The following is a 14524-nucleotide window of genomic DNA, read 5'->3' as shown; positions in this document are numbered from 1 at the left end:
TCCATTGGCGTCGGGCCAGGCCCGAAGCGGGTGTGTTAGCGGTGAGCAGTCTGCGTCAGGTTAACGTCCGGTTAAATTCACGGGAATTCAACTTAGGTTTGATGACACTCAAACAAAAAGCGGAAAACCCTTATGTATACAGTGGTTAGCACCGTATTTGAGTATTGATGCAGCAGAATTTGTGGCGGGAACTGTGAGTGTGATCATATTGTTATGGCCGGCAGGCTGCCGGCCAAAGGCTCAGGAACGGGTCAGCTGTTCTTTCAGCAGCTGCAGGAACAGCTGGCGCAACCGGCTCTGGCGACCGTGGCTGCGGGTGATGGCGGAAATGCCCAGCAGGTGGGTTTTCTGGCGGGGCAGCAGGGGCCGCAGGCGGCCGCCGTCCACCCAGCGCCGGGCGTAGCTTTCGGGCAAAAAGCCGATGTACTGGCCCGAGAGGATCAGCGCGGCCCGGGGCTCGTAGTGGTAGGCGCGCCCGGCCAGCTGCAGGCCCGCATGCTGGGCGCTGGTTTCCGGGTTGGTGTGAATGCCCGGGTGAATGAGCTTGAACTCGGGCAGCCGTTCGGCAATCACGGCGTCGTCCTGCTCGGCAAACAGCGGGTGGCGATCGCTGCAATACAGAAAACAGCGCACCTGATAGAGATGATGGTAATCCAGCCCTTCCAGATCCCGGTGGTAGTGAATAAAGCCGATGTCGGCGTCGTCGCTTAGCACGCGGCGCTCGATCTCGCCCATGTAGGCCACGTCCACGCTCACGTTCACATCCGGCGCCTGTTCGCCCAGGGCGGCGAACACCTCCACCATGGAAAACTCGTCTTCCAGCCAGATGCTGTCACTGGACACGATTTTAAGCTCGCCGCTGAGCTGCTCGTGCAGCTCGTTCACCGTGTAGCGGAACTCTTCCAGCCGGCTGAACAGCCGCTTGGTCGATTCGTAAATCACCTCGCCGTCGTCAGTGAGGGAAAAGCCCGAGCGGCCCCGGCGGCACAGTTTGAGCTTGAGCCGGCTTTCTAGGTTGGCCATGTGTACGCTGATGGTAGAGCGGCTGATGTTCAGCTCGGTCTCCGCCGCCGAAAAGCCGCCGCATTCCACCACCGTCTTGAACAGCTTCAGCAGGCGGATTTCATAGTCACCGATCTGGCCCAGCACGGGCCGGTTGGTCTGGCTCATAGTTTGAACTGCTTCAATGTATATGTTGATAGGAGATGATTTACCCGACTTTGCGCTCACGGCTAGCATGTTGTCAAACCATGGCCCGTGCCGTTGTGGCGCCGCTCACGGCAAAACCTGAAGAGGGGACTTACGGGCAGGACGGAATCAACATGAGGCAGCCAATATGAGCATTTCTGCAGTCAACAGCATCCTGGTAAGGGAAAGCGGCCATATCGACGGTCGCTGGTGTCAGGCCGAGAGCGGCGCCACCATCTGCGTTTACAACCCCGCCAACGGCGAACCCCTGGGCCAGGTGCCCGACATGGGCGAAACCGAGACCCGTGCCGCCATCGACGCCGCCAGCCGTGCCCTGCCGGCCTGGAGTGCGCTCAACCCGAAAGAGCGCGCCCGCCTGCTGCGGGACTGGTTCGACCTCATTATCGAGCACAAGGAAGACCTGGCCCGGCTGATGACCCAGGAGCAGGGCAAGCCGCTGTTCGAAACCCGGGGCGAGGTGCTGTACGGCGCGTCCTACATCGAGTGGTACGCCGAAGAAGCCAAGCGCGCCTACGGCCGAGTGTTCTCCGCGCCCACCGCCGACAAGCGGGCGCTGAGCATTCAGCAGCCCATCGGCGTGGTGGCGGCTATCACCCCCTGGAACTTCCCCAACGCCATGATCACCCGCAAGCTGGCGCCGGCCCTGGCGGCGGGCTGCACTACCGTGGTCAAACCGTCGGAAGAAACCCCGTTTTCCGCCCTGGCGCTGATGGCCCTGGCCGAGCAGGCGGGCATTCCCAATGGCGTTATCAACATGGTCACCTCCAGCCAGGCCGCCGTGGTGGGCAATGTGCTGACCAATGACGCCCGCGTTCGCAAGCTGTCGTTCACCGGCTCCACCCGGGTGGGCAAGCTGCTTTACGGCCAGAGCGCCGGCACCGTGAAAAAGCTCAGCCTGGAGCTGGGTGGCAACGCGCCCTTTATTGTTTTTGACGATGCCGACCTCGATGCTGCCGTCACCGGCGCGGTGATCTCCAAGTTCCGCAACGCCGGCCAGACCTGCGTGTGCGCCAACCGCATTCTGGTGCAGGATGGCATTTACGATGAATTCATGGCCCGCTTCAAGGCCGAGGTGGAGAAGTTCATGGTAGGCAACGGCCTCGACGCCGCCACTACCCTGGGGCCGGTGATCAACAAGGCTGCCATCGACAAGATTGCCGGCATGGTGGATGCGGCCCTGACCGAGGGCGCCACCCTGGTGACCGGTGGTCGCCGGCACGAGGCCGGCGAGCTGTTCTACGCTCCCACCATTCTGGGTAACGTGACGCAGCAAATGGCCATTGCCAGCCAGGAGATCTTCGGTCCGGTGGCGCCGGTGATCCGCTTTGCCGATGAGGCCGAGGCCGTGGCCATTGCCAACGACACCCCCTACGGCCTGGCCGCCTATTTTTATACCGAGAGCCACAGCCGTATCTGGCGCATTGCCGAGCAGCTGGAATACGGCATGATCGGCATTAATGAAGGCATTCTGTCCAACGAAATCGCCCCCTTTGGCGGCGTGAAGGAATCCGGCCTCGGCCGGGAAGGCTCCGCCGAAGGCCTGGCCGATTTCATGGAAACCAAATACCTGTGCATGGGCGGCATTCGCTGAGCCGCGACCAAAGGAGACTTATCATGAGCAAGAACCAGCAACTTCAGCAGCGCAAGGACGCCGTCTTTGCCCGCGGCATGGGCAACATGGCGCCGGTATACGTGGATCACGCCAAGAACAATGAAATCTGGGACGTGGAAGGCAACCGCTTTATCGACTTCGCCGCCGGCATCGCCGTGGTCAACACCGGTCACAGCCACCCGCGCATTGTGGCCGCGGTGAGCGAGCAGCTGCAGCGCTTCAGCCACACCTGCGCCATGGTCACCCCTTACGAAAGTGCGGTGGCACTGGCCGAGCGACTGGTCAAGCTGGCACCGGGAAACAGCCCGAAAAAGGCCATTTTCGTTACCACCGGTGCCGAGGCGGTGGAAAACGCGGTGAAAATTGCCCGCGCCCACACCAAGCGCAGCGGCGTGATCGCCTTTAACGGCGGTTTTCACGGCCGCACCAACCTGGCCATGGGCCTGACCGGCAAGGTTGCCCCCTACAAGGCCGGCTTTGGTCCCTTCCCGGGCGAGATCTATCACCTGCCGTACCCGAACGCCTACCACGGTGTGACCGAGGCCCAGTCCCTCAAGGCCCTGGACGAGCTGTTCCACTGCGATATCGAGCCGGGCCGGGTGGCGGCGCTGATCATCGAGCCGGTACAGGGCGAGGGTGGTTTCTACCCGGCGCCGCCGTCTTTCCTGCAAAAGCTGCGTGCCCTCTGCGATCAGCACGGCATCGTGCTGATTTGCGACGAAATCCAGACCGGTTTTGCCCGTACCGGCCGACTGTTTGCCACCGAGTACGCCGGCATCGAGCCGGATCTGATGACCATGGCCAAGGGCATTGCCGGCGGTTTCCCGCTGTCTGCCGTGGTGGGCAAGGCGGACATCATGGACGCCGCCAACCCGGGCGGCCTGGGTGGCACCTACGCTGCCTTCCCGCTGGCCTGCGCCGCCGGCCTGGAAGTGCTGAACATCATTGAAGAAGAGCAGCTGTGCGACAAGGCCTTGGCCCTGGGCGAGCTGATGAACAAACGCCTGTCCGAGCTGCAGGCCAAGTATCCTCACCATATCGGCCAGGTGCGCAACCTGGGCGCCATGGTGGCGATGGAGCTGGTGCACAATGGGGATGTGGATCAGCCCAACCCTGAACTGACCAAGGCCGTGGTGGCCAAGGGTATCGAGAAGGGCGTGATTTTGTTGTCTTGCGGTGTACGCGGCAACGTCATTCGCTTCCTGCCCGCCCTGACCTCACCGCTGGAAGTGGTCAGTGAAGGTCTGGATCTGCTTGAGCAGGTGCTGGCCGAGCTCGTTTGAGCCGGTAGATACGTCGATGTCAAATCATTTGGCGGGCCTGGTGCCCGCCTTTTTTATTGCCGGCTCCAGATGACAGTAATGTCATGGGGATGTCAGCCTTTCGTCAGTGCCCCCTTGTTATGCTTTCGCCATTGACCAAGCCCACTCATCCTGAGAGGAAACACAATGCGTAAGTTCAGCACCCTGATGATTGCCCTGACCACCACCCTGATGCTGCCCCAGGCCGCCTTGGCACTGGATGCCAAAACCCCGGCCCGCGTCTGCCTGAGCACCGCCAATATGGGCACCGACGGCGTCGACCTGCACCAGGCGAAACTGGCCGCGCGCCGCGCCGGCGACATCGGCAGTGGCGCACCACAATGTGTTCCTGCCCGAGTGTTTCTCAATGGCGGCAGCAACGGAACCGATGGTGTGGACCGTTTACGGGAGCGGATGACAAAGCAAGCGTCCGGCGGTGCAGCCGATCCGGGCTTCGAGGCCGAGGTCTACTTCTCCAAGAACACCAACGGGACCGATGGCGTCGATCTGCTTCAGCGCCGGCTGGCCGGAGACGCCTGAAGGCGGTTTTCCCCGATATCTGCACCGCGCAATAAAGTGGTTGACCTTACCGTGGCGGTAACCCCAATACTGGGCACTGACCATCACACTGATTGAGGAAACCACCATGATTACCCTGACCGTTCCCGAGATGACCTGTGGCCACTGTGTGGGCGTGATTTCCGGCATTCTGACCGAGCTGGATCCGGACTGCGAGCTGAACTTTGAACTGGCCACTCACAAGGTGAGCATCAGTTCCAGCCTGCCTCGTGACGCCATAATCGAGGCCCTGAGCGACGCCGGCTACGACTGCGAGTAACAGGGAGGCGGCCATGACGACCCAAACAGCGAAACTTCGTCTGTCCATTGCGGGCATGAGCTGCGCGTCCTGCGTGTCCCGGGTAGAAAAAAGCCTGAATGCGGTGCCGGGGGTGCGTTCGGCCAGCGTGAACCTGGCGTCCAACAGCGCCGAGCTGACGCTCGACCAGGATACGGCCGCGGGCGAGCTGGTGGCGGCGGTGGAACAGGCCGGCTACCAGTGCCCGGTGGAGCGGGTGGAGCTGGTGATTGGCGGCATGAGCTGCGCGTCCTGCACCGGCCGGGTGGAGAAGGTGCTGGGCCGGCTGCCGGGGGTGCTGTCGGCCACTGTCAACCTGGCCGCCGGCCGGGCCTATGTGGAATTGCTGTCCGGCAGTCAGGACATGAGTGCACTGGTGGCGGCGGTGGAAAAAGCCGGCTTCAGTGCCGAGGCTGCCGAGGACGCGTCCAACGCCGATGAGCAGGACGGCCGCGAGCGGGAGCAGCAGTCCCTGAAGCACGCCTTAATGATGGCGGCGGTACTGACCCTGCCGGTGTTTGTACTGGAAATGGGATCCCACTTTGTGCCTGGCATGCACCACTGGATTGAACGCACCCTGGGGCAGTCCCTGAACTGGCAGCTTCAGTTTGTGCTGGCCACCCTGGTGCTGTTCGGCCCGGGGCTGTTGTTTCTGAAAAAAGGGCTGCCGGCCCTGCTGCGGGGCGAGCCCGAGATGAACTCCCTGGTGGCCCTGGGCGGCCTGGCCGCCTGGGGCTATTCCACCGTGGCCACCTTTGCCGGTCACTGGCTGCCGGAAGGCAGCCGGCAGGTGTATTTCGAGGCGGCGGCGGTGATCGTCACCCTGATCCTGCTGGGGCGTTTTCTCGAGGCCCGGGCCAAGGGCCGCACCGGCGAGGCCATTCAGAAACTGCTCAGCCTGCAGGCGCCCACCGCCCGGGTAGAGCGGGACGGCAATACCGAAGAGGTACCCCTCGAGCGGGTCAGGGTCAGGGACCCTGTGCGGGTGCGCCCGGGGGAGCGTATTCCGGTGGACGGCACCGTGATGGAAGGCAGTTCCTGGGTGGACGAGTCCATGCTTACCGGCGAGCCGGATCCGGTAGAAAAAAGCCAGGGCAGCGAGGTGACCGGCGGCACTGTCAACAACAAGGGCTCGCTGCTCATTGAAGTCACCCGAGTGGGCAAACAGACAAGGCTTTCGCAGATCATTCGCATGGTGGAGCAGGCCCAGGGGGCCAAGCTGCCGATACAGGCGCTGGTGGATAAGGTTACCGCCGTCTTTGTGCCGGTGGTGATCAGCCTGGCGCTGCTGACCTTTGCACTCTGGTGGTGGCTGGGGCCAGAGCCGGCGCTCAGTTTTGCCCTGGTCAACGGCGTGGCAGTGCTGATCATCGCCTGCCCCTGCGCCATGGGGCTGGCCACGCCTACGTCCATCATGGTGGGCACCGGCCGGGCCGCCGAGCTGGGGGTGCTGTTTCGCCGGGGCGAGGCGCTGCAAAGCCTGCGCGGCGTCAGGGTTGTCGCCTTTGACAAGACTGGCACCCTGACCGAGGGCAAACCCGAGCTGACCGACCTGGAGACCCTTGACGGCGTGGACAAGGACAGCGTACTGGCGCGCATTGCCGCGGTGGAGCAGCGCTCCGAGCATCCCATTGCCGAGGCCCTGCTGGCGGCGGCGAAAGAGCGCAACCTCAAGCTGCCCGAGGTGAGCGAGTTTGATACCGTCACCGGCATGGGCGTGCAGGCAAAGGTAGACGGTGTGCGGGTTGAGGTGGGGGCGGACCGTTACCTCAAGTCCCTGAAGATGGATCTGTCAGACTTTGCCGACACCGCCGCCCGGTTGGCCAGCGAGGGTAAAACCCCGCTTTATGCCGCCATCGACGGCCGGGCCGTTGCCATTCTGGCCGTAGCCGACCGGGTGAAAGAAGGCACGCCCGACGCCATTGCCGCCCTGCATGAGCAGGGGCTGAAAGTGGCCATGATCACCGGTGACAACCAGGGCACCGCCGACGCCATTGCCCGGCAACTGGGCATTGATGCGGTGGAAGCCGAGGTGATGCCCGACGGTAAGGTCGAGGCGCTGGAACATTTGCGCAAGCAGCACGGCACCGTGGCCTTTGTGGGGGACGGTATCAACGACGCCCCGGCACTGGCCGCCGCGGACGTGGGCTTGGCCATCGGCACCGGCACCGACATCGCCATTGAGGCGGCACAGGTGGTGCTGATGCGCGGGGATCTGCGCGCCGTGCCCCAGGCGCTGGCCATCAGCCATGCCACCCTGCGTAACATTCGCCAGAACCTGTTCTGGGCCTTTGCCTACAACGTGGGCCTGATTCCGGTGGCCGCCGGCGTGCTGTACCCGGCGTTTGGGGTGCTGCTGTCGCCCATGCTGGCCGCCGGTGCCATGGCGCTGTCCAGCGTGTTTGTGGTGAGCAATGCCCTGCGGCTGAAGCGCTTTTCACCGGCGGGTTAAGCCAGATACCGGGTCAAGCCCGGTATGACGTAAAAATGCCGTCATGCCGGCCTTCGAGCCGGCATCTTGTTAAGTTTGGCCCCGCTCATGCGGGGTCACTTAATGGACCCGAGTTGCTACAATGTGCGCTTTCTCACAAAACAGGATTCCGTTATGACAACTCTGGGTACCCCCCTCTCGGCCACTGCCACCCGGGTTTTGCTGTGCGGCGGCGGTGAGCTGGGCAAGGAAGTGGTGATTGAGCTGCAGCGCCTGGGCGTGGAAGTGATAGTGGTAGACCGCTATGCCCACTCGCCGGCCATGCAGGTGGCGCACCGCTCCCACGTGATTTCCATGCTCGATGGCGCCGCCCTGCGCGAGGTCATCGAAAAAGAGCGGCCGCACCTGATCGTGCCCGAAATCGAGGCCATCGCCACCGATACTCTTGGCGAGCTGGAGCGGGAAGGCTTTACCGTGGTGCCCACCGCCCGGGCCACCCAGCTCACCATGAACCGGGAAGGCATTCGCCGGCTGGCGGCGGAAGCGCTGAATCTCGCCACGTCCCCTTACCGCTTTGCCGGCACTCAGGACGAATTCCGCGCCGCCGTGTCCGAGATTGGTCTGCCCTGTGTGGTCAAGCCGGTGATGAGCTCCTCGGGCAAGGGCCAGAGCACGGTGAAAACCGAGGCCGACATCGACGCCGCCTGGCACTACGCCCAGGAAGGCGGCCGCGCCGGCGGTGGCCGGGTGATAGTGGAAGGCTTTGTCGAGTTTGACTACGAAATTACCCTGCTTACCGTGCGCCATGCGGGTGGCACCGGCTTCTGCGCCCCTATCGGTCATATTCAGGTGGACGGCGACTACCGGGAGTCCTGGCAGCCCCAGGCCATGAGTCCGGCGGCGCTGGCGGCGGCCCAGGCGGTGGCGGAAAAAGTCACGACCGCCCTCGGCGGCCGCGGCCTGTTTGGCGTGGAGCTCTTTGTTCGCGGTGACGAAGTACTGTTCAGTGAAGTGTCGCCCCGGCCTCACGACACCGGCATGGTGACGCTTATCTCCCAGAACCTGTCGGAGTTCGCCCTGCACGCCCGGGCCATTCTCGGCCTGCCCATCCCCGCCCTTCGCCAGTACGGCCCGGCGGCCTCGGCGGTGATCCTGCCGGAAGGCAGCTCCACCCAAACCACCTTTGGCAACCTCACCGAAGCCCTGGCCGAGCCCGACACGGATCTGCGCCTGTTCGGCAAGCCGGAAATTCACGGCCGCCGCCGCATGGGTGTGGCATTGGCGTTAGGTGACAGCATCGACGACGCCCGGGACAAGGCCCGCCGCGCCGCCGCCGCGGTTAAGGTAGCGTTTTAAGTTCTTAATCGTCTGTAGGTACGAGAAAACGTCGGCCAAAGGAACCACTTCGCGACACGCTTCAAGCCCCTCCCTGGGGCGCTCGACAAATGCATCTGACCGCCATGGATGGCGGGAATGCCGAAAATGCAGGAGCAACTTTTCGGCCATGGCATTTGATCGGTCGCGAAGCGGCCACCTTCGGCCTCCTTTATAGAGGCCGGCACCATCTGTTTGTAGACTCGCCCTAATCCCTAATCCCTAATCCCCTTGCACTTACAACCACACCCCCAGCAGCATAAAGGCCGGGATCAGCACCAGCAGCGGGCAGCGGAATACCCGCAGCGCCAGCAGCCCCAGCGCCGCCGCGGCCAGGGCCGGCGCGCCGGTGACACTGGCCACAAACACCGGCTGATACAGGGCCGCCAGCAACAATCCCACCACGGACGCATTCACCCCGGCAATGGCCCCCGCCATGCGCGGGTTGGCCGCCAGCGACTGCCAGCCGTTCAGCAACGCCAGCAACAGCAAAAAGCCCGGTAAAAACACCCCGAAGGTGGCGATGAGAGCCCCCAGCAGCGGGCTTTGCGGCAGCAGCTCGGCGCCGAGAAAGGTGGCCAGGGTGAACATGGGGCCGGGCATGGCCTGGGCGGCGGCATAGCCGGTAAGAAAGGCTTCACTGGAAAGCGAATCCGCCAGCAGATTCTGCAGCAGCGGCAGTACCACGTGGCCGCCACCAAACACCAGGCTGCCGGCCTGGTAAAAGTCGGCAAACAGGCGCGCCGAGCCATCCCGGGCCAGTACCGGCAGCAGCAGAAACAGGCCGGCAAACAACAGCAAAAACGGCCAGTTGACGGCAGGAGAGCGTCCTGGCTCACCGCTGTCACGGCGCAGCCAGAGAGCGCCGACGACGGCCGCCGCCAGCAGCGCCACAAACTGGGCCGCCAGCCCCGGCCACAGCCACAGCCCGGCGGCGGTACCCACCGCCAGGGTGAGCGGCAGCCGCTGGCGGCAGAACTGACCGGCCATGGTCAGCACCGCATCGGCCACCACCACCAGGGCAAACAGTTTCAGGCCGCTGACTACCGCCGAGGTGACCGGCGAGTCGGCATAGTGCTGGCCCAGCAGTGCCAGGGCCAGCATCAGCGCGAAGGAGGGCAGGGTAAAGCCGAGAAAGGCGGCGATGGCCCCGCCCAGGCCGGCGCGCTGATACCCGATGGCAAAGCCGAGCTGGCTGGAGGCGGGGCCCGGCAGAAACTGGCACAGGGCCAGGGTGGCGGCAAAGCGGTCTTGCGGCAGCCAGCCCAGTTTCTGCACGAAATGGCGCTGAAAATACCCGATATGGGCGGCCGGCCCGCCAAAGCTGACCCAGCCCAGCATGAAGAACTGCCAGAATACCGAAAGCATAAAATAAGCCTGTTCCATGAATGGGAGCGCCATGATACCGCAGCCATGATGACACTTCATATGGCGGTGGCCGGGCGGGCTGGAACGGTAATTGCAGAACGTGCCGCCATTACCGCAATTCCGGGCAATGGCCTTCCGGCGCCCGGGCAGCAAGGCAGGCGGCCTCAGCCGCCGTGGAGGAAGCAGGCAGTGAACAACAAGCGGCACACCGGACCCGGGCTGGCGGGCAGTACCAGCGGAAAAGTCCACCCGGCGGAGGAAGCGGCGTTTCCTCCTTATGACTTTTTTCACCGGGAAACGCCCCGGGAGCAACAGCGTGAACGGCTGGTGCCGGCCCTGGAAGCGTGCCGGGACGGTTGGCGCCGTCGGCTGGAGGCCATGCTGTATCGCAGCGAAGTCGGCCTGTCCTGCCGGCTGCAGGACTCTGCTCCAGAGACCGGGGACAGCCTGTATTTCGCCATGGATCACCAGTGGGACGGCCGCTGGCAGCCTTCTGCCGCCCTGCATATCGACCATGACACCCTCTACCGGCTGGCGGAAATGACCTTTGGCGGCCAGCCGCAACAAGGTCGCGGCCCGCGGCGGCCCTTGTCCGAGACCGAACGCCGGCTGGGTGCCGGCCTGCTGACCATGCTGGCCGGCGATGTGGTGGCACGGATATTGCCAGAAGCCGTGCCGGGCGCCGGACGACTGTTGCCGGCCAACCCCGATTTCACCACCGAGACCCGGATTGCATTCCAGGTCCGGCTGGCGGAGCAAAGCCTGGACTGGGTGCTGGCCTTGCCTCGGTTGCAGCCGCCCTCGTCCGAAGAGGCCATGCCCGCCATGCAGGCGGCGCTGGGCCAGACCCTGAACGCCAGCCTGCCCCGGCTGTGCACCCGGCTGAGTGTACCGCTGGCCACCTTTGATCTGCCCCTCTGGCGGCTCAGGGAACTGCAGGAAGGGGAGGTGCTGCCCATCAACCTGTTGCCCGAAGTGGTGGCCCGGGCCGGCGAGCAGCCGGTGCTGAAGGGACGGGTGGCCGAGCGCGACGGCATGCTGGTGTTTGCCAGCCACGGATTCATAGACTGAGCAGTTACGGAGCGGCTAATGACCGACACACAACAAGACAATGGCCTGTTGCTGGGAGATGACCTCGACAGCCTGTTCAACGACGCGGCCATGGAGCCTGAAAGCGCGGCCATGGAGGCCGCTGACCGCCGGGATCTGGGCTATTTTCAGCAGTTGCCGGTCAAGGTCACACTGGAAGTGGCCAGCGCCGAGGTCAGCCTGGGCGAGCTGATGCAGGCGGGCGAGGGCGCTGTGATTGAACTCAACAAGATGGCCGGCGAACCGCTGGACGTGCGGGTGAACGGCACCCTGCTGGCCCAGGGCGAAGTGGTGGTGGCCAACGGCCGCTACGGCGTGCGTCTGACCCGCATTTTCAACCGGCAGGCGAGCCAAGACGGCAAGCATGAAGCGTAACTACCGGCTGGCATTGCTGGCGCTGGCCCTGTTGCCGGGGCTGGCTTCGGCCGACATGCCGCTGCTGACGGTGACCGGGCCCGACGGCGACACCGAATACAGCCTGAAAATCCAGATTTTGCTGCTGATGACTGCGCTGGGCTTGTTGCCGGCGTTTTTGCTGATGCTCACCAGCTTTACCCGCATTATCGTGGTGCTGGCGGTGCTGCGTCAGGCTCTTGGGTTGCAGCAGAGCCCCCCCAACCGGGTGCTGATCGGCATTGCCCTGTCGCTGACGTTGCTGATCATGCGGCCGGTATTGCAGGACATCTATCACCACGCCTTTGTGCCTTATGACAATGGCACCATTGGTTTTGAGCAGGCACTGATGACGGCAAAAGCGCCGCTGCAGACCTTTATGCTGGCCCAGACCCGGGAAACGGATCTGGAGCAGATCCTGAATATTGCCCAGGAGCCCACCGATCTGTCGCCGGAGGAAGTGCCCTTTGAGGTGCTGATCCCCGCCTTTGTGCTGAGCGAGCTGAAAACCGCCTTTCAAATCGGCTTTATGCTGTTTATTCCCTTTCTGGTGATCGACCTGGTGGTGGCCAGCGTGCTGATGGCCATGGGCATGATGATGCTGTCGCCCCTGGTGATTTCGCTGCCCTTCAAGCTGATGCTGTTCGTGCTGGTGGACGGTTGGTCCATGACGGTGGGCACCCTGGCCCGCAGTTTTGGAGGCTGAATGACGCCCGAGCAGACGGTGGACATCATCAGCCAGGCGGTGCTGACCATCATCGCCATGGTCAGCGTGCTGATCATTCCCGGCATGGTAGTAGGGCTGGTGGTGAGCATTATTCAGTCGGCCACGCAAATTCAGGAGCAGACCCTGAGCTTTTTTCCGCGGCTGCTGGTGACCCTGTTGATGCTGATCTTCGCCGGCCACTGGCTGCTGCGGGAGCTGATGGAGCTGTTCGACATGCTTTACACCCTGATCCCCGGAAGCCTCTGATGACACCCCTGCTCAGCCTGACCACCCCGGAGCTGATGGCCTGGATTGGCAAAGGCTGGTGGCCCTTTTGCCGGCTGGCGGCGTTTTTCTGGGTGTTACCGCTGTTCGGCGATGGTCATCTGAGCCCGCAAATCCGCTTGCTGCTGGCCTTTGCCCTGGCCATGGTGCTGATGCCGCTGCTGCCAAAGGGGCCGGAAATTGACCCCTTTTCCTTTGCCACCCTGGTGATCACCCTGGAGCAGTTGCTGTTCGGCGCCCTGCTGGCGCTGATGCTGCAGCTGCTGTTTACCGTGGTGACCATGGCTGGCCAGATATTATCGATGCAGATGGGCCTGGCCATGGCGGTGATGAACGATCCGGTCAATGGCGGCTCGGCGCCGCTGCTGGGCCAGTTGCTGTGGATTTTTGTGGCGCTGCTGTTCCTGGCCTGGAACGGCCATCTGCTGGCATTGGACGTGATTGTGGAGAGCTTTCGCCGCTGGCCGGTGGGGCACAGCCTGTATGAGCTGGATCTTTCTGTATTGATTCACCTTGCCGGCTGGATGTTCGGCGCCGCCCTGCTGCTGGCCTTGCCGGCGGTGATCGCCATGCTGCTGGTCAATATCACCTTTGGCGTCATGAACCGCAGCGCCCCCTCGCTCAATATTTTCGCCCTGGGCTTTCCCATGACCATGATGCTGGGGCTGGTGTCCTTGTTGCTGATGCTGGCCAACCTTCCCCAGCGCTACCTGGAATTCAGTCAGGACGTGTTTGATCTCATGCGTCAGTGGAGTTCGTAAATGGCCGGGCCGGACTCCTCTCAGGACAAAAGCGAACAGCCCACGGAGCAGCGCAAGCGCAAGGCTCGGCGCGAAGGCCAGGTGGCCCGTTCCAAGGATCTCAACACCCTGGTGCTGTTGCTGCTCGGCGGCCTGGTGCTGTGGTGGCAGACCGCGGCGCTGGGGGCGTTTTTCCGCCGGCTGTTTACCCTGGCGATGGAGCTGCCGGCGGCGGCCACGCAAGAGCCGGCACGCATGCTGGAGCTGCTGGAGCAGGCGCTGATGGCGACTCTGTGGGCCTTGCTGCCGGTGTTTCTCACCATCTCGGTGCTGCTGGTGCTGTCGGGGCTGGTGCCCGGCGGCCTGCTGTTTTCCTGGGATAGCCTGCAGCCCAAGCTGAGCCGGCTCAATCCGCTGTCCGGGCTCAAGCGCATGTTCTCCAAGCAGACGCTGGTGGAGCTGTTCAAGTCCATGCTCAAGGTCAGCCTGCTGGGGGGCACGCTGGCGGTGCTCTTGGTCAGCCAGTGGCAGCGGCTGGTGTTTCTCGGCCGCATGCCGCTGGAAACCGGCTTTGGCCAGGGGCTGGGGCTGCTGGTGCTGGCGGTGCTGGCGCTGTGTGTGGCACTGGCGCTGATTGCCATTATCGACGTGCCTTTTCAGCAGTGGTCCATGACCCAGAAACTGAAAATGACCAAGCAGGAAGTGAAGGAAGAGCAGAAAAACACCGAGGGCCGGCCGGAGATCAAGCAGCGCATTCGCCAGATTCAGTTTCAGATGGCCAGTGGCCGCATCGAGCAGCGGGTGCCGGAGGCCGATGTGGTGATCGTCAACCCCACTCACTACGCGGTGGCGCTCAAGTACGATCCTAAGCGCGCCGAGGCGCCCTTTGTCATCGCCAAGGGCAGCGACGCCCTGGCCACGCGCATTCGCGAGCTGGCCCGGCTGTACGACCTCGACATCATCAGCCTGCCGCCCCTGACCCGGGCCCTGTATTACTCCACCCGGGTGGATCAGCAGGTGCCGGCGGGCCTGTACAGCGCCGTGGCCTATGTGCTGACCCATGTGCTGCAGCTGAAAGCCTGGCGCGAGGGCAGAGGGCGCCGTCCCGGTACCCTGCCCGAGTTCCGTATTCCCGAGAAATACCAACATTGAGAGGTGAA

At 63.5% G+C, this 14524-nt stretch carries 14 protein-coding genes; 12 read left to right on the top strand and 2 right to left on the bottom strand.

The window, feature by feature from the left end; translation table 11 throughout:
* Window positions 1-240: 240 nt before the first annotated feature.
* Window positions 241-1170: a LysR family transcriptional regulator gene (locus tag GU3_RS14560; protein ID WP_014293292.1), complete on the bottom strand. Its 930-nt coding sequence runs from the start codon at window positions 1168-1170 to the stop codon at window positions 241-243.
* Window positions 1171-1336: 166 nt separating this feature from the next.
* Here GU3_RS14560 and GU3_RS14555 point away from each other — a divergent pair, with 166 nt between their 5' ends.
* The 6 genes from GU3_RS14555 (at window position 1337) to purT (ending at window position 8765) form a co-directional block, all read left to right on the top strand.
* Window positions 1337-2800 carry an NAD-dependent succinate-semialdehyde dehydrogenase gene (locus GU3_RS14555; protein WP_014293291.1) on the top strand — a complete coding sequence of 488 codons (1464 nt, stop codon included), beginning with the start codon at window positions 1337-1339 and terminating at the stop codon, window positions 2798-2800.
* A 23-nt stretch (window positions 2801-2823) separates the two neighbouring features.
* Window positions 2824-4104 (top strand): 4-aminobutyrate--2-oxoglutarate transaminase, encoded by a 1281-nt coding sequence (gabT, locus tag GU3_RS14550; protein WP_014293290.1) that lies wholly within the window; start codon window positions 2824-2826, stop codon window positions 4102-4104.
* 165 nt (window positions 4105-4269) lie between these two features.
* Window positions 4270-4662 carry a hypothetical protein gene (locus GU3_RS14545; RefSeq protein WP_014293289.1) on the top strand — a complete coding sequence of 131 codons (393 nt, stop codon included), beginning with the start codon at window positions 4270-4272 and terminating at the stop codon, window positions 4660-4662.
* A gap of 106 nt (window positions 4663-4768) precedes the next feature.
* Window positions 4769-4960 carry a heavy-metal-associated domain-containing protein gene (locus GU3_RS14540; protein WP_014293288.1) on the top strand — a complete coding sequence of 64 codons (192 nt, stop codon included), beginning with the start codon at window positions 4769-4771 and terminating at the stop codon, window positions 4958-4960.
* 13 nt (window positions 4961-4973) lie between these two features.
* Window positions 4974-7430 (top strand): heavy metal translocating P-type ATPase, encoded by a 2457-nt coding sequence (locus tag GU3_RS14535; RefSeq protein WP_041543277.1) that lies wholly within the window; start codon window positions 4974-4976, stop codon window positions 7428-7430.
* 153 nt (window positions 7431-7583) lie between these two features.
* Window positions 7584-8765, top strand: a complete 1182-nt coding sequence (gene purT / locus GU3_RS14530; RefSeq protein WP_014293286.1) for a formate-dependent phosphoribosylglycinamide formyltransferase — start codon at window positions 7584-7586, stop codon at window positions 8763-8765.
* A 255-nt stretch (window positions 8766-9020) separates the two neighbouring features.
* Here the strand turns inward: purT and chrA are convergent, their stop codons facing one another.
* The gene (chrA, locus tag GU3_RS14525) at window positions 9021-10151 is read right to left on the bottom strand and encodes a chromate efflux transporter (RefSeq protein WP_041543846.1); all 1131 of its coding nucleotides are present in this window, start codon (window positions 10149-10151) and stop codon (window positions 9021-9023) included.
* A 189-nt stretch (window positions 10152-10340) separates the two neighbouring features.
* Here chrA and GU3_RS14520 point away from each other — a divergent pair, with 189 nt between their 5' ends.
* Genes GU3_RS14520 through flhB form a run of 6 tightly spaced genes read left to right on the top strand, consistent with a single transcriptional unit; the run spans window position 10341 to window position 14516 of the window.
* Window positions 10341-11222: a hypothetical protein gene (locus GU3_RS14520; protein ID WP_014293284.1), complete on the top strand. Its 882-nt coding sequence runs from the start codon at window positions 10341-10343 to the stop codon at window positions 11220-11222.
* A gap of 18 nt (window positions 11223-11240) precedes the next feature.
* Entirely contained in the window at window positions 11241-11615 is a 375-nt protein-coding gene (gene fliN, locus GU3_RS14515) for a flagellar motor switch protein FliN (protein WP_014293283.1), read from the top strand.
* Complete coding sequence (fliP, locus tag GU3_RS14510; RefSeq protein WP_014293282.1) at window positions 11605-12339, top strand: flagellar type III secretion system pore protein FliP; 735 nt, start codon at window positions 11605-11607, stop codon at window positions 12337-12339. Before fliN ends, fliP begins: the two co-directional genes overlap by 11 nt.
* Window positions 12340-12606 (top strand): flagellar biosynthetic protein FliQ, encoded by a 267-nt coding sequence (locus GU3_RS14505; protein WP_014293281.1) that lies wholly within the window; start codon window positions 12340-12342, stop codon window positions 12604-12606.
* Window positions 12606-13385, top strand: a complete 780-nt coding sequence (gene fliR / locus GU3_RS14500) for a flagellar biosynthetic protein FliR (protein WP_014293280.1) — start codon at window positions 12606-12608, stop codon at window positions 13383-13385. The genes GU3_RS14505 and fliR overlap by 1 nt, the downstream gene beginning before the upstream one ends.
* Window positions 13386-14516 carry a flagellar biosynthesis protein FlhB gene (gene flhB, locus GU3_RS14495; RefSeq protein WP_014293279.1) on the top strand — a complete coding sequence of 377 codons (1131 nt, stop codon included), beginning with the start codon at window positions 13386-13388 and terminating at the stop codon, window positions 14514-14516.
* Window positions 14517-14524 lie beyond the last annotated feature (8 nt).

The sequence above is a fragment of the Oceanimonas sp. GK1 genome (assembly GCF_000243075.1).
Classification (GTDB): domain Bacteria; phylum Pseudomonadota; class Gammaproteobacteria; order Enterobacterales; family Aeromonadaceae; genus Oceanimonas.
Note: the sequence above shows the minus strand (reverse complement) of the source record. Positions and strands in the feature narration are given on the sequence as shown.

Coding starts and splice junctions, on each gene's coding strand:
- GU3_RS14560 (WP_014293292.1), bottom strand. CDS start 1,170: ATGAGCCAGACCAACCGGCCCGTGCTGGGCCAGATCGGTGACTATGAA.
- GU3_RS14555 (WP_014293291.1), top strand. CDS start 1,337: ATGAGCATTTCTGCAGTCAACAGCATCCTGGTAAGGGAAAGCGGCCAT.
- gabT (WP_014293290.1), top strand. CDS start 2,824: ATGAGCAAGAACCAGCAACTTCAGCAGCGCAAGGACGCCGTCTTTGCC.
- GU3_RS14545 (WP_014293289.1), top strand. CDS start 4,270: ATGCGTAAGTTCAGCACCCTGATGATTGCCCTGACCACCACCCTGATG.
- GU3_RS14540 (WP_014293288.1), top strand. CDS start 4,769: ATGATTACCCTGACCGTTCCCGAGATGACCTGTGGCCACTGTGTGGGC.
- GU3_RS14535 (WP_041543277.1), top strand. CDS start 4,974: ATGACGACCCAAACAGCGAAACTTCGTCTGTCCATTGCGGGCATGAGC.
- purT (WP_014293286.1), top strand. CDS start 7,584: ATGACAACTCTGGGTACCCCCCTCTCGGCCACTGCCACCCGGGTTTTG.
- chrA (WP_041543846.1), bottom strand. CDS start 10,151: ATGCTTTCGGTATTCTGGCAGTTCTTCATGCTGGGCTGGGTCAGCTTT.
- fliN (WP_014293283.1), top strand. CDS start 11,241: ATGACCGACACACAACAAGACAATGGCCTGTTGCTGGGAGATGACCTC.
- fliP (WP_014293282.1), top strand. CDS start 11,605: ATGAAGCGTAACTACCGGCTGGCATTGCTGGCGCTGGCCCTGTTGCCG.
- GU3_RS14505 (WP_014293281.1), top strand. CDS start 12,340: ATGACGCCCGAGCAGACGGTGGACATCATCAGCCAGGCGGTGCTGACC.
- fliR (WP_014293280.1), top strand. CDS start 12,606: ATGACACCCCTGCTCAGCCTGACCACCCCGGAGCTGATGGCCTGGATT.
- flhB (WP_014293279.1), top strand. CDS start 13,386: ATGGCCGGGCCGGACTCCTCTCAGGACAAAAGCGAACAGCCCACGGAG.